At 63.3% G+C, this 15,103-nt stretch carries 18 protein-coding genes; 10 read left to right on the plus strand and 8 right to left on the minus strand.

Annotated features, from left to right (window positions below; genetic code table 11):
- Positions 1 to 17: 17 nt before the first annotated feature.
- The 3 genes from CU110_RS00195 to gmk all read right to left on the minus strand — a co-directional run bounded on the left by CU110_RS00195 (position 18) and on the right by gmk (position 3,460).
- Positions 18 to 2,183 carry a bifunctional (p)ppGpp synthetase/guanosine-3',5'-bis(diphosphate) 3'-pyrophosphohydrolase gene (locus CU110_RS00195; RefSeq protein ID WP_077379874.1) on the minus strand — a complete coding sequence of 722 codons (2,166 nt, stop codon included), beginning with the start codon at positions 2,181 to 2,183 and terminating at the stop codon, positions 18 to 20.
- Between the two features lie 111 nt (positions 2,184 to 2,294).
- On the minus strand, positions 2,295 to 2,546 hold the full coding sequence (gene rpoZ / locus CU110_RS00200; protein WP_077379876.1) for a DNA-directed RNA polymerase subunit omega: 252 nt from the start codon (positions 2,544 to 2,546) through the stop codon (positions 2,295 to 2,297).
- A 257-nt stretch (positions 2,547 to 2,803) separates the two neighbouring features.
- Positions 2,804 to 3,460 (minus strand): guanylate kinase, encoded by a 657-nt coding sequence (gene gmk / locus CU110_RS00205; RefSeq protein WP_084209566.1) that lies wholly within the window; start codon positions 3,458 to 3,460, stop codon positions 2,804 to 2,806.
- Between the two features lie 388 nt (positions 3,461 to 3,848).
- Between gmk and CU110_RS00210 the strand changes: the two genes are divergently transcribed.
- The gene (locus CU110_RS00210; protein ID WP_084207719.1) at positions 3,849 to 5,036 is read left to right on the plus strand and encodes an MFS transporter; all 1,188 of its coding nucleotides are present in this window, start codon (positions 3,849 to 3,851) and stop codon (positions 5,034 to 5,036) included.
- 51 nt (positions 5,037 to 5,087) lie between these two features.
- Here CU110_RS00210 and CU110_RS00215 read toward each other — a convergent pair whose 3' ends face one another.
- Positions 5,088 to 6,125 carry a GlxA family transcriptional regulator gene (locus CU110_RS00215; RefSeq protein ID WP_084207720.1) on the minus strand — a complete coding sequence of 346 codons (1,038 nt, stop codon included), beginning with the start codon at positions 6,123 to 6,125 and terminating at the stop codon, positions 5,088 to 5,090.
- Between the two features lie 348 nt (positions 6,126 to 6,473).
- Between CU110_RS00215 and CU110_RS17440 the strand changes: the two genes are divergently transcribed.
- The 6 genes from CU110_RS17440 to CU110_RS17465 all read left to right on the plus strand — a co-directional run bounded on the left by CU110_RS17440 (position 6,474) and on the right by CU110_RS17465 (position 9,437).
- A complete protein-coding gene (locus CU110_RS17440) occupies positions 6,474 to 6,674 on the plus strand; it encodes a BCCT family transporter (protein WP_276317937.1) in 201 nt (66 codons plus the stop codon).
- The gene (locus tag CU110_RS17445) at positions 6,587 to 7,147 is read left to right on the plus strand and encodes a BCCT family transporter (RefSeq protein ID WP_276317874.1); all 561 of its coding nucleotides are present in this window, start codon (positions 6,587 to 6,589) and stop codon (positions 7,145 to 7,147) included. Before CU110_RS17440 ends, CU110_RS17445 begins: the two co-directional genes overlap by 88 nt.
- Positions 7,114 to 7,773, plus strand: a complete 660-nt coding sequence (locus CU110_RS17450) for a BCCT family transporter (RefSeq protein ID WP_276317875.1) — start codon at positions 7,114 to 7,116, stop codon at positions 7,771 to 7,773. The genes CU110_RS17445 and CU110_RS17450 overlap by 34 nt, the downstream gene beginning before the upstream one ends.
- A 424-nt stretch (positions 7,774 to 8,197) precedes the next feature.
- The gene (locus CU110_RS17455; RefSeq protein WP_276317938.1) at positions 8,198 to 8,398 is read left to right on the plus strand and encodes a BCCT family transporter; all 201 of its coding nucleotides are present in this window, start codon (positions 8,198 to 8,200) and stop codon (positions 8,396 to 8,398) included.
- On the plus strand, positions 8,302 to 8,871 hold the full coding sequence (locus CU110_RS17460; protein WP_276317876.1) for a BCCT family transporter: 570 nt from the start codon (positions 8,302 to 8,304) through the stop codon (positions 8,869 to 8,871). Before CU110_RS17455 ends, CU110_RS17460 begins: the two co-directional genes overlap by 97 nt.
- Entirely contained in the window at positions 8,838 to 9,437 is a 600-nt protein-coding gene (locus CU110_RS17465; protein ID WP_276317877.1) for a BCCT family transporter, read from the plus strand. The genes CU110_RS17460 and CU110_RS17465 overlap by 34 nt, the downstream gene beginning before the upstream one ends.
- 109 nt (positions 9,438 to 9,546) lie before the next feature.
- Here the strand turns inward: CU110_RS17465 and CU110_RS00230 are convergent, their stop codons facing one another.
- The 3 genes from CU110_RS00230 to CU110_RS00240 all read right to left on the minus strand — a co-directional run bounded on the left by CU110_RS00230 (position 9,547) and on the right by CU110_RS00240 (position 11,820).
- A complete protein-coding gene (locus tag CU110_RS00230; protein ID WP_054556341.1) occupies positions 9,547 to 9,975 on the minus strand; it encodes an organic hydroperoxide resistance protein in 429 nt (142 codons plus the stop codon).
- A gap of 99 nt (positions 9,976 to 10,074) precedes the next feature.
- Positions 10,075 to 10,932 (minus strand): DUF3883 domain-containing protein, encoded by an 858-nt coding sequence (locus CU110_RS00235; protein ID WP_084207723.1) that lies wholly within the window; start codon positions 10,930 to 10,932, stop codon positions 10,075 to 10,077.
- A gap of 24 nt (positions 10,933 to 10,956) precedes the next feature.
- Complete coding sequence (locus CU110_RS00240) at positions 10,957 to 11,820, minus strand: YicC/YloC family endoribonuclease (protein ID WP_084207724.1); 864 nt, start codon at positions 11,818 to 11,820, stop codon at positions 10,957 to 10,959.
- 195 nt (positions 11,821 to 12,015) lie between these two features.
- Between CU110_RS00240 and rph the strand changes: the two genes are divergently transcribed.
- Positions 12,016 to 12,762: a ribonuclease PH gene (gene rph, locus CU110_RS00245; RefSeq protein WP_084207725.1), complete on the plus strand. Its 747-nt coding sequence runs from the start codon at positions 12,016 to 12,018 to the stop codon at positions 12,760 to 12,762.
- 133 nt (positions 12,763 to 12,895) lie between these two features.
- Here the strand turns inward: rph and CU110_RS00250 are convergent, their stop codons facing one another.
- Positions 12,896 to 13,663, minus strand: a complete 768-nt coding sequence (locus CU110_RS00250) for an exodeoxyribonuclease III (RefSeq protein WP_077379899.1) — start codon at positions 13,661 to 13,663, stop codon at positions 12,896 to 12,898.
- 86 nt (positions 13,664 to 13,749) lie between these two features.
- Here CU110_RS00250 and pyrE point away from each other — a divergent pair, with 86 nt between their 5' ends.
- Both pyrE and CU110_RS00260 read left to right on the plus strand, forming a co-directional pair.
- A complete protein-coding gene (pyrE, locus tag CU110_RS00255) occupies positions 13,750 to 14,424 on the plus strand; it encodes an orotate phosphoribosyltransferase (protein ID WP_077379901.1) in 675 nt (224 codons plus the stop codon).
- Positions 14,425 to 14,479: 55 nt separating this feature from the next.
- Positions 14,480 to 15,040 carry a YfaZ family outer membrane protein gene (locus CU110_RS00260; RefSeq protein WP_077379903.1) on the plus strand — a complete coding sequence of 187 codons (561 nt, stop codon included), beginning with the start codon at positions 14,480 to 14,482 and terminating at the stop codon, positions 15,038 to 15,040.
- The last annotated feature ends 63 nt before the right edge of the window (positions 15,041 to 15,103 follow it).

The raw sequence follows: 15,103 nt of genomic DNA on the forward strand, positions 1-15,103 counted from the left end.
TGCTCCTTGTGACTGGATCAACTGATGACGCGGGTAATGCGCTCCACGTGCAACAGGTTGCGCATGCGCTTGATGATGCGTGCCAGGTGAATGCGATCACGTACCGCCAGGGTCAGATTGACGATGGCCAGGTGAGCGTCGCGCTCCTCGATGCCGATGCGTTCGATATTGGCTTCCGCGTCGGTGACGAGTTCGGCCAGCTCGGCGATCAGCCCGCGCTGGGTCTGGGCTTCGATGCGCAGGGCGACGGTGAAGTCGCCTTCGATCTGCTCGGCCCAGGTCAGCGGGAAGACACGCTCCGGATCGCTGGCCAGCTCGGTCAGATTGCTGCATTCCTGACGATGGACCACCAGGCCCTTGCCGGCTGACAGGTGGCCCATGATGGGCTCTCCAGGCAGCGGGTGGCAGCAGCGTGCATAGCTGGTGACCATGCTGTCGCCGCCACTGACCTGCATCGGCCCGATGCCACTGTCCTCCGGCTGGACGTTGCCATCCTTGGCCGAGAACTTGGGCTGCTGTGCCGCGGGACTCATCCTGTCGTTCAGCAGGCTCTGCGCCACGCTGTAGGCGGCGCGGGTACCGAGACCGATGGACTCGAGCAGATCATCACGCCCGCCTTCCAGCTCAAGCTCCGCCGCCAGGGTATCCAGGCGCTGGGGCGGCAGCTGTTCGAGGGTGATGTCCAGGCCGGCGAGTGCCTTGATCAGCAGGCGCTGGCCCAATGCCACGGACTCGCTGCGCTGCTGATGCTTGAGGTAGTGGCGAATGGCGGAACGCGCCTTGGCGGTGGTGACGAAGTTGAGCCACGCCAGGTTGGGCTTGGCGCCTGGTGCGGTGATGACCTCGACGGTCTGACCGCTCTCCAGTGGCGAGGATAGCGGTGCCAGATGACGATCGATGCGACAGGCGATGCAGCTGTTGCCGACATCGGTGTGCACCGCATAGGCGAAATCGACCGCCGTCGCACCGCGCGGCAGCTCCATGATGTCGCCCTTGGGGGTGAACACGTAGGTATCATCGGGGAACAGGTCGTTCTTGACGTGCTCGATGAATTCCAGCGAGTTGCCGGCATGGCGTTGCATCTCGAGCAGGCCACGTACCCATTCGCGGGCACGTGCGTGGCTGCCGGCGCCGATGGGACGGTCGGTCTGCCCGGCCTTGTACAGCCAGTGGGCCGCGATGCCGTTGTTGGCCATCGCTTCCATCTCGCGGGTGCGGATCTGCACCTCGATGGGCATGCCGTTCATGCCGAACAGCGTGGTGTGCAGACTCTGGTAGCCATTGGCCTTGGGGATCGCGATGTAATCCTTGAAGCGTCCCGGTACCGGCTTGTAGAGATTGTGCACCACGCCGAGGATGCGATAGCAGCTGTCCACGTCATCAGTGATGATGCGGAAGCCGAACACGTCCATCAGTTCATTGAAGGGCTTCTGCTGGTCACGCATCTTGCGGTAGATGGACAGCAGATGCTTCTGACGGCCGATCACCGAGCCGGGCAGCTGATCGCGCTCCAGCGCGTTCTGCAGGCTGGCCTGGATCTCGCGCATCAGGGTACGACGATTGCCACGCGCGGCGGTGACGGCACGCTTGATGCGTTCGGAGCGCATCGGGTGCAGCGCCTGGAAGGACAGATCTTCCAGTTCGACACGGATGGTGTTGATACCGAGGCGGTTGGCGACGCGGGCGTAGATCTCGAGCGTCTCACGGGCGATGCGCCGCTTCTTCTCGGGGCGCAGGGCACCAAGGGTACGCATGTTGTGGAGACGGTCGGCCAGTTTGACGATGATGACGCGGATGTCCTGGGACATCGCCAGCACCATCTTCTGGAAGTTCTCGGCCTGAGCGACGGCCTTGTCCTCGAAGGTGATCTGGGTCAGCTTCGAGACGCCATCGACCAGCAAGGCCACCGGCTCGCCGAACTGGCCGGCCAGTGCCTCGAAGGTCACGCTGGTGTCTTCGATGACATCGTGCAGCATGGCCGCCATCAGGCTCTGATGGTCCATGTGCATGTTGGCGAGAATGTTCGCCACCGCCAGCGGGTGGGTTACATAGGGTTCACCGGAACGCCTGCGCTGGCCATCGTGGGCCTGCTCGGCGTAATAGAAGGCGCGCCTAACCTGACGGATCTCTTCCTCGGGAAGATAACCGCCCAGGCGGTCTGCCAGGTCATCGATCGTGAACATTCAGCGGCCTTGGCTCAAGGTGGTTCCGGGCCCGCACCCCGCGTGATGGCCATGATGGCGCGACGTTGGAGGTGCGGATCAGCACACGTACAGGAGAGGGAGAGCCGGGGCTCAGTCCTCGATCTGCGGCAGCACCGGCTTGCGCTGGATTGGAGCTTCGACCGGCTCATTCAGGATGTCGCGGTTGACCAGACCCGCCGCCACTTCGCGCAGGGCCAGCACGGTCGGCTTGTCGTTTTCCCACGGCAGTTGGGCGTTGCGGCTGCCACGTGACAGCTGACGGGCACGACGAGTGGAGATCATCACCAGCTGGAAGCGGTTGTCGACGTTCTCGAGGCAATCTTCTACGGTTACGCGGGCCATGGCAGTGCACCTTCAATAGCGGGATATTCGGGGGTTCGCTGTCGGCGTGTAATCAGCGCAGAGTGCCGCGACCGCTAGGGGCCGCATACCCTGATCATCTGACAGTATCTCGCACACGACGCAAGCACAATGCCGCTGCGCCAGCCCGCCAGGGGCGAGACAGCGCAGCGGCCAATGATTCTGAAAGGGAATCGAGTCTACTCGACGCCCTTGTGGCGTGACAAGTAGGGCGCTATCCTGGACTTCGTGCACGGGCGTCATCCGGCGAGCAGGGAGTCCAGCAATGCGGCATGGCGCGCCTGGACGCGCGGGCGGCGTGCGCGCTCGGCGGTGATCAGACTGCACAGCTCGTCCAATGCCTGAGTAAAATCATCGTTGATGACGATCAGGTCGTACTCGTCGTAGTGGGACATCTCGCTGACGGCGTCACGCATGCGCCGGGCGATGACGTCTTCCCCATCGGTACCGCGACCGGACAGGCGCTCGAGCAGCGCTTCACGCGACGGCGGCAGGATGAAGATGGAGACGGCTTCCGGCACCTGGGCGCGTACCTGCTGGGCGCCTTGCCAGTCGATCTCGAGGATGACGTCCTCGCCCTTGCTCAGGCGAGCTTCGACCGCCGGACGCGAGGTGCCATAGAAGTTGTCGAAGACCTGGGCGTGCTCGAAGAAGTCGCCCTGCTCGATCATCGTCTTGAAGTGATCGACATCCACGAAGTGGTAGTTGACGGCATCCTGCTCGCCCGGGCGCTGGCCGCGGGTGGTGTGCGAGACGGATACGCCGATGCCGTTCATGCGCTCCAGCAATGCCTTGACCAGTGTGGTCTTGCCGGCGCCGGAGGGCGCGGAAATGATGTAGAGAGTGCCACGGGCGTTGCTGGCGGCAGTGGAGGGTGCTGATGATGTCGAAGACATGGAAGGGATCCGCTTGCTGTCGCTGAATCGGCGCATTATCGCACACTCACCCCTGCTTGGGCTGCAGGCAGACATGACGGTGTCATGTACCGATGTTGCACTTCCGGCACCACAGTTGTCGTGATGAATCGGTTGGGCCGGCGTGGCGTTATCTGCAACAATGGTCGTATATTTCATTGATCGCTCAAGCATCGGCCGACGTGCAGCAGGCGTCCAAGAGAGACGCCACGCACGAGCGCATCACCTGTTACCTGTCCCGCGCGCCATTCATTCCCGCCTTCCTGGCAGATGATGAATGGCGCGCGGTCTTTTGCCTTGCGTAGCGCCAGCCATGCGCAGGCAATGCCATCCGTGGCCTGCCCCCTTTCAAGTTTCAGGAGACCCGGACATGTCTGCCTCCCCCGTTGCGCGCCATCCGCGCATCGCCGAACTGGCGCTGGCACTCGGTGCCTTTGCCATCGGCACTACCGAATTCGTGATCATGGGGCTGATGCCCAACATCGCCGCGGACTTTCAGGTGTCATCCCAGCAGGTCGGCTATGCCATCAGCGCCTATGCGATGGGGGTGGTAGTCGGTGCTCCGCTGATCTCGGCGCTTGGCGCACGCCTGCCGCGGCGTGGCTTGTTGATTGGCCTGATGCTGCTGTTCGCGCTCAGCAACGTGGCCAGCCTGATGGCCCCCTCACTGACCAGCTTCGCCGCGCTGCGCTTCATCGCGGGGCTGCCGCATGGCGTCTATCTGGGGGTGGCCGCACTGGTGGCGGCGGATGCTGCTCCCGCCGGCGAGCGTGGCCGTGCCGTCGGGCGCGTGATGATGGGGCTGACGGTGGCGATTCTCATCGGGGCGCCAGCGGCGACCTGGTTCGGCAGTCTGTTCGGTTGGCATTCCGCGTTCCTCCTCGTCGGCCTGCTGGCGCTGGCGACGGCCGTGCTGGTGCGTGGCTTCGTGCCCTATCAGGCAGGCAATCAGAACGCGACGCCGCTGACCGAGCTGGCCGCGCTGATCAAGCCGCGGGTGCTCTATACCCTTGGCATCGCCTGCATCGGTTTCGGCGGCATGTTCAGTGTCTACAGCTATGCGGTGGAGACGCTCAACGTCCAGGCCGGACTGTCCCAGAATCTGGTGCCGATGGTGCTGGCCGTCTTCGGGGTGGGCACCATCATCGGCAACCTGCTCGGTAGCCGTGCTGCGGACATCGACCTGATGCGCACCATTCCTGCCGTGCTGATCTGGAGCGCGCTGGTACAGGGTGGCTTCTACTTCGCCGCCGACGGTGTCTGGAGCGGTATCCTGTTCGTCGGACTGGTCGGCACGGGCATCGGCCTGGCACCGGCGCTGCAGATGCGCCTGATGGATGTGGCGGAAGACGCCCAGACCATGGCGGCGACCCTCAATCACGCGGCCTTCAACATCGCCAATGCGCTGGGCGCCTGGTGTGGTGGCCTGGCCTTCGCGTATGGCCCGTCCCACTCCTCCATCGGCCTGGTCGGGGTGGCCATGGCCATCGCCGGCTTGATCGTCTTCCTGCTCGGGCAGCGCCATGAGCGCCGCGAATTGCAGACGGCTTCCGCCTGATGTGTGCATGAAGCGAGGCCGTGAAAGCGGCTCATCAGTGGCAAGGGACTGTCAGCATCTCTGGCGAGCGCGCGTCGGTGACATGCCGAAGTAATCCCGAAAGCAGTGACTGAAATGTGTGGTGCTGACGAAGCCGCAGGCCACGGTGACATCGGTGATGCTGGCATTGCCCTGGGTCAGCAGCTGGCGGGCGCGTGTCAGGCGCATCTCCAGATAATGGCGAGATGGCGTGGTATCCAGATGTCGCGTGAAAAGCCGCTCTATCTGGCGCCGCGACAGGGAGACGCAGTGCGAGATGTCGGTCATGCTCAGCGGCTCCTCGAGGTTGCTGCTCATCAACTCCAGGATGGAGCGCAGTGCCTCGGGAAGGTGACTGTCCGGTGCGGGCAGCGTCTGCTCGACATGCCACGGACTGGGCGTGGCCGGGCGCTCGCAGGCCAGAATCTCCTCGACGCTGCGCGCCAGATCCTCCCCGTGACGCTGACGCATGCCTTCCAGCATCATGTCCAGCGCACTGGCGGCGCTGGCACTGCTGAGACGCGCTTCCTCGACGACCAGCGGGGCTCGGGACAGCTCGAGCGCGGGGAAGGTCTCGCTGAACAGCGCCGCGTTCTCGGGGTGAATGGTGCAACGATGGCCCTCCATCACCCCGGCCGAGGCCAGGAAGTAGCTGCCGTTCCACAGACTGCCCAGGCGACAGCCCTGCTGGGCGGCACGGCGCAGCAGCTCGTTGAGCCTCGGAATCTCTTCCAGCATCACGCGATAGCCTCCGCACACGATCAGCAGATCGCACTGGGCGGGGTCCAGCTCGGCAAGCGTCAGGCCGGGCATGATGTCGATGCCAAGATCGCTGCGTACGCTGCCATCGTTCAGGCCACAGGTGTGCAGGCGATAGAAGGGATCGTCACGGAGCAGATTGGCAGTCACCAGCGCATCCAGCCCGGAGGTGAAGGCGGGGAGGGAGAAGTGCTCCAGCAGCACGAAGGCCACATCGAGCGGCGCGCTCCGGGAGCAGGTCACGTCCTGAAGCAGGCGCTGGTTGCGCAGTTTCATCGAGGGGGTGAAATCACGGCGGCGAGGCGATGTCATGGGAGGCAGATAAATGACGGATACCACCCGGACCCTTTCGTCCGGCGCCGCAACTTCAGCAGCCCCTACCCCTGTTTCCCGCGCTTCCTCCCGGGGCCTCGACTGGCCCGTCTTCCTCCTCAGCGGTGGCGTGATGGCGGTGTTCGTGATCGCCGCACTGGTCAATCTCGAGGGCGTCTCGTCGCTCATCCAGCATGCCTTCGATCTCTCGACCGCCTACTTCGGTGCCTATTGGCAGGCGCTGATGATCGTCACCTTCCTTGTCGCCATCGTGCATGACGTTCGGTCGCACGGGACGGGTGGTGCATGGGTGGCCTGGACACGCCGGACATTTCCACGCCGCGCTGGATGGCGACCATCCTGTGCACGTTGCTGGCGGGGGGCGGCGTCTTCTGGGCCGCGGCGGAGCCGATCGCCCACTTCACCTCGCCGCCACCGGTGTTCGGCGCCGAACGCCGCCGATGGGCAATCTCGATGCTGCCTACAACGCGCTGGCGCAGAGCTTCATGCACTGGGGATTTCTCGGCTGGGCGGTTCTGGGCAGCCTGACCGGCGTGGTCTTCATGCACCTCCACTATGAGAAGGGTCTGCCGCTCAAGCCGCGCACGCTGCTCTATCCGCTGTTCGGCGACCGGGTGATGCGAGGACCTGCGGGAGCGCTGGTGGACGCCTGCTGCGTGCTGGCGGTCATCGCGGGCACCGTGGGGCCAGTGGGCTTTCTCGGCATCCAGCTCAGCTTCGGGCTCAACGCGCTGTTCGGCATTCCCGACACCTACACGACGCAACTGGTGCTGTTGGCCATGTTGACCGCCGTCTACACCCTGTCAGCGGTGAGTGGTGTCATGCGCGGCATTCAATTCCTGAGCAGCGCCAATGTGCTGATCGGCGGCGCGATGTTGCTGTTCATCCTGATCATGGGACCGACGGAATTCCTGCTCAAGGCCTTCCCGCTAGGGCATGGTGGACTACCTGAAACACATCGTCGCCGATGGCGGTCTTTCGCGCGGACACTGGGTGGCTGAACAGCTGGACGCTGTTCTTCTGGGGCTGGTTCATCGGTTTCGGACCCCTGATGGCGATGCTGGTCGCGCGTATCTCGCGGGGCCGCACGCTGCGCCAGATGGTGTGGTTGATCACTCTCCTGTCGCCGCTGGCGACCTGCGTGTGGTTCACCATTCTCGGTGGCAGCGGTCTGGCCTTCGAGCTGGCCGATCCCGGCAGCGTGTCCGGCCCGTTCACCGGCTTCAACCTGTCGGCGGCCTTGATCGCCATCACCCAGCAGCTACCGTTCGGTTTCATCATGTCCGTGATGTTCCTGATTCTGTCGGCATTGTTCGTGGCCACCACTGGCGACTCGATGACGTATGCCATCTCGATGGTGATGAGTGGGCACGACGACCCGCCACGCAGCGTGCGCGTGTTCTGGAGTCTGATCATGGGCGTGGTGGCAGCCTTGCTGATCTCGATGGGCGATGGCGGCATCAATGCGCTGCAATCCTTCATCGTCGTCACCGCCGTGCCGGTCTCGCTGATCCTGTTGCCGAGCCTGTGGAATGCGCCGCGGCATCGCGCGCAGGATGGCCCGCGAGCAAGGACTCTGATTGAATGTAAAACGGCTGTAGGCTTGATGATACGTCGCGTTACATAGGTGTAAAAACAACCGCTTATCGCCTATTTCCTCCTGTCTCGACTGATACACTGCACCGTCTACTCAGATCATGCCCAGAGGCTGACTAATGACGGATTCTTCCCGGACTGTTTCGTCCGGCTCCGCCACACCGGTAACTCCCCCCGCTGATTCCCGCACACTCCCCGCAAGGTATCGACTGGCCTGTCTTCATCATCAGTGGTGGCGTGCTGGCGCTGTTCGCCATCGCCGCACTGGTCGATCTCGACGGTGTCTCCGCGCTCATCCAGAGTGCCTTCGGTGTCTCGACCCACTACTTCGGTGCCTACTGGCAAGCGCTGATGCTGGCGACCTTCGTCATCGCCATCGTGCATGACCATCGGCCGCACCGGACGGGTGGCGCATGGGCGGACTCGCCGCGCCGGATATCTCGACGCTGCGCTGGATGGCCATCATCCTGTGCACGCTGCTGGCGGGCGGTGGTGTCTTCTGGGCAGCGGCCGAGCCGATCGCTCACTTCACCTCGCCGCCGCCGGTGTTCGGCGCCGAATGCCGCCGACGGGCAACGCCGATGCCGCCTACAACGCGCTGGCGCAGAGCTTCATGCACTGGGGCTTCCTGGCCTGGGCGATGCTCGGCAGCCTGACCGGCATCATCTTCATGTACCTGCACTACGAGAAGGGGCTGCCGCTCAAGCCGCGCACGCTGCTCTACCCGCTGTTCGGCGACCGCGTCATGCGTGGCCCCGTCGGCGCACTGGTGGATGCCTGCTGCGTGCTGGCGGTGGTCGCCGGTACCGTCGGCCCCATCGGCTTCCTCGGCCTGCAGGTCAGCTATGGCCTCAATGCGCTGTTCGGCATCCCCGATACCTACACGACCCAGCTCACCCTGCTGCTCGTGCTGACCGTCATCTACACCCTGTCAGCGGTGAGCGGCGTGACCCGTGGCATCCAGTTCCTGAGCAGCACCAACGTCCTGCTCGGCGGCGCGCTGTTGCTGTTCATCCTGATCATGGGCCCGACCGGCTTCCTGCTGGATGCCTTCCCGCAAGGGCATGGTGCGCTACGTCGGCGACTTCGTCTCCGATGTCCACCTTCCGTGCTGACGATGGCTGGCTGAATGGCTGGACGCTGTTCTTCTGGGGCTGGTTCATCGGCTATGGTCCGCTGATGGCGATGTTCGTCGCGCGCATCTCGCGTGGCCGTACCCTGCGTCAGATGGTGCTGTTGATCGCGGTCATCTCGCCGCTGGTAACCTGCCTGTGGTTCACCATCATCGGTGGCAGCGGTCTCGCCTTCGAGCTGAGCAACCCGGGCAGCGTCTCCGGCCCGTTCACCGGCTTCAACCTGCCGGCAGCGCTGATCGCCATCACCCAGCAACTGCCGTTCGGCTTCACCATCTCGGTGCTGTTCCTGGTGCTGACCACGCTGTTCGTCGCCACCACCGGTGACTCGATGACCTACGCCGTCTCGATGGTGATGAGCGGCCACGACAATCCGCCGCGTGGCGTGCGCGTGTTCTGGAGCCTGATGATGGGCGTGGTCGCGGCGCTGCTGATCTCGATGGGCGATGGCGGCATCAATGCGCTGCAATCCTTCATCGTCGTCACCGCCGTGCCAGTGTCACTGATTCTGCTGCCCAGCCTGTGGAACGCTCCGCTGCATTGCCCGCCGCATGGCGCGTGAGCAGGGCGTCTGATCGGCTCGCACGCTCGAGAGCAATGAGTGTGTCGCACCATCAAAAACGCCGCCCCGAGGGGCGGCGTTTTCGTGTCTGGCGATCAGTCGCCAGTCATCAGACGCTGACGTTCAGCGTCACATCGATGTTGCCACGCGTCGCGTTGGAGTAAGGGCACACCTGGTGCGCCTTCTCGACCAGCGCATCCGCCTCGGCCTTGTCCATGCCCGGCAGACTGATATCCAGCGCCACCTCGATACCGAAACCGGCCGGAATCTGGCCGATACCCACCTTGCCGGTGATCTCCAGGCCTTCCGGCAGCGTCACGCCGTCAGTGCTGGCCACGTGCTTCATGGCACCGATGAAGCACGCAGAGTAACCCGCCGCGAACAGCTGCTCCGGGTTGGTGCCTTCACCGCCACCACCGCCCAGCTCCTTCGGTGTGCTCAGGGTGACATCCAGCGCACCATCGGAAGAACGCGACTTGCCCTCACGACCCCCAGTGGTAGTGGCTTCTGCACGGTACAGCACTTGTTCGATAGACATGCCTGACTCCTTGAGCGGAAATGCCCTCAGCTGAGGGATGCAGACAAGATGGCGCCTGTCGGGCAGAGTTTCAATTGCTAGGACACGGGAGCCAGCCATTCACAGTAGGTGTGCGCGATAGCTTTGCGGATTGAGCGTCAATTGCGGGTAAAGATCCCCCCTCAAGCAGTACATGTTGGGTTGGGTTAAGAAGCTAAAGATGCGGAAAAGATGGTAGTGCTCTGGATTGGCTTGTGAGCACTTGAGTTCATTTGGCGTGATGAAAAAAGCGCACTCTTTGGCGAATGCCGTCGTCTTCACCTCGATCCAGCGCTCTCGGCCATCAGCCTCAAAGGACAGGACGTCATAGCCCAAGCCATCGCCCTGTGTTTTCGCCACATGCTCGACCTTCTCGGCCAGCGATGTCTGGCCTTCTTTTCTGAGGCGCATCTTCTCAAAGGCCACCACAAAACGCTCGCCGGCACTCCCCAGTGCATGGTTGCGGGCTTCTCGCGCCAGGTAATCGCGCTTAACCGGTGTGGGTGTTACGTAACGTTGTTTAGCTTCCTGCACGCTTATCGGAGGTGTTTTAGAGTCCGGCGGCGTCACAATGATCGAGGTATCCTTTGGGGCTGGCGCATCAATCACCGGGCGATCCGCCGCATTGCGCGCTGCTTGATCGAATAGCTCAGTACGAAGCAGATGGCGCTCAACGACATCGACCAGCATGCCCTGATAGTTACTCATCGGCTTGTAGCCATTGATATAGGGGCAGTCAGCATCTCGTAGCACGGCGCTGATGTTTTGATGCTTAAACTCGATAGAGGCTCTCGAGCGACGATGTAATTTCTTGGCAAGCTCGCGATTGTGTTCTGTCTTCACATAATGCTGGCCACATAACTCTGCAATTAGCATCTTCTTATACGTCTCGACAGTCGCAATAACTTCTTCACCACTCCATGGTTCGGGTCTGCTCATCCGACTAACTCCTGTCACAAGACTTCACTCGATATTCTGAATCTGCTCACGCATCTGTTCGATCAGTACCTTGAGCTCGACGGCGCAGCGGGTGGTGTCGGCGACGACGGATTTGGAGGAGAGGGTGTTGGCTTCGCGGTTGAGTTCCTGCATCAGGAAGTCGAGGCGGCGGCCGATGGGGCCCTTCTGGGTGAGCTGACGACGGACTTCGCTGACGTGGGTGTCGAGGCGGTCGAGTTCTTCATCGACATCGGCCTTCTGGGCCATCAGGGTCAGTTCGGCTTCCAGGCGTTGCGGGTCGAGGGTGGCGCGAACTTCCTCGAGGCGAGCGAGCAGGGTTTCACGCTGTCGGGCGAGGATGTCCGGCATCAGGCGGCGGACTTCGGCGACGTGGCTGTCGACGCTGTCGAGGCGAGCGGTGATGAGTTCGGCGAGGCGTTCGCCTTCGCGGGCGCGGCCTTCGATGTGCTCGTCCAGCGCGCGCTTGAACAGACTCAAGGCATCGGCCTTGATGCGCTCCTGATCGGCTCCTTCGCGTACCAGTACGCCGGGGTAGTCGAGCAGGGCGAGGCGTGAGGGCTGCGGGGCGTCCGGGCAGTGCTGGCCGACTTCGGCGAGCACGCGGCTGAGTTCGCCCAGGCGTCTGGCATCGACGGCGAGGCTGTCGGCACCGGCTTCGGCGTCAAAGCGCAGCGAGAGTTCGACCTTGCCGCGGCTGAGGCGCTTGCGCAGGCCTTCGCGGAAGGCGCTTTCGAGTTCGCGCAGGCTGTCGGGCAGGCGGAAGTGCGGTTCGAGATAGCGCTGGTTCACCGAGCGCAGCTCCAGCGTCAGGGTGCCGTAGTCGGCTTCATGGGTCTGGCGGCTGAAGGCGGTCATGCTGTGGACCATGACGTGCTCCTTGTCGGTTGGCTGTCAGAAGAGAGGCGGTGCATGAGCGACCGCGCTGATAGCCTGAAGTGTACGCGTGCCGCTCTTGAGCGCCCAGTTATCAGGAGCAGGTCTGGCCCGCGCGGTGCGAAGGTCGTCGCCCGTGGCTGCGGCGTGTAGACTCTGGCCTCCCGAAGACTGTAACAAGGAATCCCCATGAGCGAAGCCAACGTGACCCGTCCCAGTGGCCGCACCCCGGAGCAGCCGCGCGAGATCCGCCTGACCCGTGAGTTCACTCGTCACGCCGAGGGCTCGGTGCTGGTGGAGTTCGGGGATACCCGCGTACTGTGCACCGCCTCTGTCGTGGCGGGCGTGCCGCGCTGGCTGCGCGGTTCCGGCAAGGGCTGGCTGACCGCCGAATATGGCATGCTGCCGCGGGCGACCCACACCCGCAGTGATCGTGAGGCGGCGCGTGGCAAGCAGGGTGGCCGTACGGTGGAGATCCAGCGTCTGATCGGCCGTGCGCTGCGCGCTGCGGTGGACCTCAAGAAGCTGGGCGAATACACCATCACCATCGACTGCGATGTGCTGCAGGCCGATGGCGGCACGCGTACCGCGGCGATCACCGGTGGCTGTGTGGCGCTGGTCGATGCGCTGCAGGGCCTGCAGCGTGAGCGCAAGATCAAGACCGACCCGCTGGTGAGTCTGGTCAGCGCCGTGTCCGTCGGTATCTACAAGGGCGTGCCGGTCACGGATCTCGACTATCCGGAAGACAGCAAGGCCGATACCGACATGAACGTGGTGATGGCGGAAGGCAAGGGGCTGATCGAGGTGCAGGGCACGGCCGAAGGCGCAGCCTTTGATCGCGCCGAGCTCAACGCGCTGCTGGATCTCGCCGAGCGGACCGGAGCGGAGCTGTTCGCCGCGCAGCGTGCGGCGCTGGGCATGCCCGCCGAGGCCTGAGTCCTTTTTCGGGACCCGACGGAAAACGCCCCCATCGCTTGCGCGGTGGGGGCGTTTTCGTCAGTGCCGGATGGCACATCATGCGACTGGCAGGGTGGCCCGAGGCCGAGCGCTCAAGGCGAGACGCGACGGATCACAGTTCGAGGTCGTACTCGACGATCACCGGTGCGAATTCGCTGAAGGTCGCGTCGGTATCGATCCATGCGTCCTTGATGTGACGACGCAGGTTCGGGTCGATGACCTGATAGTCCAGGCGCCAGCCTTCCTGACGGGCGCGCGGCTGGTCACTGTCCAGCGCCGGCCACCAGGAGTACTGGTGAGCCTCGCGATTGACCTCACGGAAGGCATCGATGAAGCCGATCGGGCCGAAGACCTGATCCATCCAGGCGCGCTCTTCCGGCTTGAAGCCGGGCGTCATCTGGTTGTCGGACCAGTTGGCGAGATCGACGGTCTTGTGGGCCACATGCCAGGTGCCGCAGATCATGTAATCACGACGCTTGCGGCGCAGCTTGCTGAGGTATTCCTGATACTGCTCCATGAAGGCGCCCTTGGCGTCCGGATCACTGCCGTCAGGCATCAGGAAGGAGCAGATGCTGAAGCGGTCGTAATCGGCCTGCAGGTAGCGGCCTTCGTTGTCGCACTGCTCGAAGCCCAGTCCATACATGATGGCCTTGGGAATCTGGCGGCAGTAGAGGCCTACGCCCGAGAAGCCGTCTTTCTCGGCGTCAAGGAAGTAGCCTTCATACCCTTCCGGGTAGAGGATGCTGTCGTCGAGCTCGAAGCTCTTGGCCTTGAGGTTCTGGATGCAGACGACGTCAGCGTCCTGACTGGCAAGCCAGTCGAGGAAGCCGCGGCTGACCGCTTCTCGAATACCATTGACGTTAACTGTAGCGATTTTCATACGTGGTCCCTGGTTCGTCGCGCCTGTATGATACCCGAGCTTTAGACGATTTGGTAAATGGCTAACGAATTCAAAGGTGATATCGGATGCAGGACTACCAGCGGGAGTTCATTGAGTTTGCCATCGAGCAGGACGTGCTGCGGTTTGGCGAGTTTACGCTCAAGTCCGGGCGGGTGAGCCCCTACTTCTTCAATGCTGGCCTGTTCCGCTCCGGTCAGGCGTTGGCGCGCCTGGGCCGTTTCTACGCCCGCGCCATCGTCGACTCGGGCCTGGAGGCCGACGTGCTGTTCGGCCCTGCCTACAAGGGCATCCCGCTGGGTGCCGTGACGGCCGTCGCGCTGGCCGACCACCATCAGCGCGACATGCCGTTTACCTTCAATCGCAAGGAAGCCAAGACGCATGGTGAAGGCGGCTCGCTGGTCGGCGCGCCCCTGGAAGGCCGCGTGATGATCATCGATGACGTCATCACCGCCGGTACCGCCATCGGCGAAGTGATGGAGATCATCCACGCCGAGCGTGCCAAGGCGGCGGGGGTCGTGATCGCTCTGGACCGTCAGGAGCGTGCTCCGGATGGACAGGGTGGCCTGAAAGCGAACAGTGCCATCCAGGAAGTGGAAGCACGTTTCTCCATGCCCGTGGTCAGTATCGTGACGCTCGACCAGGTGCTGGAGTATCTTGAGCAATACGCACAGCAGGAACTGTCTGGGTACGCGGCAGCTATCCGCGACTATCGTGCGCAGTACGGTCTCCAGAGCGCCTGAGAGCGCTCATGACCCGCGCACACCACATTTCCCAGTCACGTAGAGAGACATGCACATGACAGCTTACCGTAACATTCTCGGCCTTTCGGCAGCTATCCTTGCCGCTAGCCTGTCCGCCCCGGCACTCGCCGGCAACGCCGATCTCAACCTCAACAGTGAAGCCGTCCAGGGCGAGCTGAACGGCGAGATCAGCAACGGCGTCCAGCTCGGCGGCGGTATCCTGTCCAGCGATGACCACGATGATGTCACCGCCGGTCACGTCCAGCTGCTGGGCACCGAGCGCACCAGCGAATACGACGTGGGCCTCGGCGCACGCTGGAGCCAGTACGACACCGACCACGGTGACGGCGGCGGTCTGGGCCTGGGCGGCTATGGCTACTACTACCTGCCGGGCGCGCCGCGCGTCTCGCTGGGTGGCTATGGCTACGTCACCCCGAACGTCGTGACCAGCGACGAGCTGGAGCACAGCTACGAATACGGTCTGCGCGCCCGCTACCAGGTCATCGACAACGTCGAAGGTTATGTCGGCTACCGCAAGGTGAAGGCGGACTTCGACAACCGTGACGAGCGCACGCTGGATTCCGGCCCGCTGGTCGGCATGCGTCTGCAGTTCTGATTCCCGCCCTGCGCGACGCTGCGCGACGGATGCGCATTGCGGTAAGATGGCGGGCCCTTCGGG

It is taken from the genome of Cobetia sp. ICG0124, assembly GCF_004006355.1.
Classification (GTDB): domain Bacteria; phylum Pseudomonadota; class Gammaproteobacteria; order Pseudomonadales; family Halomonadaceae; genus Cobetia; species Cobetia marina.

Excerpts from the sequence above, each read along its gene's own strand:
- CU110_RS00195 (WP_077379874.1), bottom strand. The coding sequence starts at position 2,183 with ATGTTCACGATCGATGACCTGGCAGACCGCCTGGGCGGTTATCTTCCC.
- rpoZ (WP_077379876.1), bottom strand. The coding sequence starts at position 2,546 with ATGGCCCGCGTAACCGTAGAAGATTGCCTCGAGAACGTCGACAACCGC.
- gmk (WP_084209566.1), bottom strand. The coding sequence starts at position 3,460 with ATGTCTTCGACATCATCAGCACCCTCCACTGCCGCCAGCAACGCCCGT.
- CU110_RS00210 (WP_084207719.1), top strand. The coding sequence starts at position 3,849 with ATGTCTGCCTCCCCCGTTGCGCGCCATCCGCGCATCGCCGAACTGGCG.
- CU110_RS00215 (WP_084207720.1), bottom strand. The coding sequence starts at position 6,125 with ATGACATCGCCTCGCCGCCGTGATTTCACCCCCTCGATGAAACTGCGC.
- CU110_RS17440 (WP_276317937.1), top strand. The coding sequence starts at position 6,474 with ATGGCGACCATCCTGTGCACGTTGCTGGCGGGGGGCGGCGTCTTCTGG.
- CU110_RS17445 (WP_276317874.1), top strand. The coding sequence starts at position 6,587 with ATGGGCAATCTCGATGCTGCCTACAACGCGCTGGCGCAGAGCTTCATG.
- CU110_RS17450 (WP_276317875.1), top strand. The coding sequence starts at position 7,114 with ATGGCGGTCTTTCGCGCGGACACTGGGTGGCTGAACAGCTGGACGCTG.
- CU110_RS17455 (WP_276317938.1), top strand. The coding sequence starts at position 8,198 with ATGGCCATCATCCTGTGCACGCTGCTGGCGGGCGGTGGTGTCTTCTGG.
- CU110_RS17460 (WP_276317876.1), top strand. The coding sequence starts at position 8,302 with ATGCCGCCGACGGGCAACGCCGATGCCGCCTACAACGCGCTGGCGCAG.
- CU110_RS17465 (WP_276317877.1), top strand. The coding sequence starts at position 8,838 with ATGTCCACCTTCCGTGCTGACGATGGCTGGCTGAATGGCTGGACGCTG.
- CU110_RS00230 (WP_054556341.1), bottom strand. The coding sequence starts at position 9,975 with ATGTCTATCGAACAAGTGCTGTACCGTGCAGAAGCCACTACCACTGGG.
- CU110_RS00235 (WP_084207723.1), bottom strand. The coding sequence starts at position 10,932 with ATGAGCAGACCCGAACCATGGAGTGGTGAAGAAGTTATTGCGACTGTC.
- CU110_RS00240 (WP_084207724.1), bottom strand. The coding sequence starts at position 11,820 with ATGGTCCACAGCATGACCGCCTTCAGCCGCCAGACCCATGAAGCCGAC.
- rph (WP_084207725.1), top strand. The coding sequence starts at position 12,016 with ATGAGCGAAGCCAACGTGACCCGTCCCAGTGGCCGCACCCCGGAGCAG.
- CU110_RS00250 (WP_077379899.1), bottom strand. The coding sequence starts at position 13,663 with ATGAAAATCGCTACAGTTAACGTCAATGGTATTCGAGAAGCGGTCAGC.
- pyrE (WP_077379901.1), top strand. The coding sequence starts at position 13,750 with ATGCAGGACTACCAGCGGGAGTTCATTGAGTTTGCCATCGAGCAGGAC.
- CU110_RS00260 (WP_077379903.1), top strand. The coding sequence starts at position 14,480 with ATGACAGCTTACCGTAACATTCTCGGCCTTTCGGCAGCTATCCTTGCC.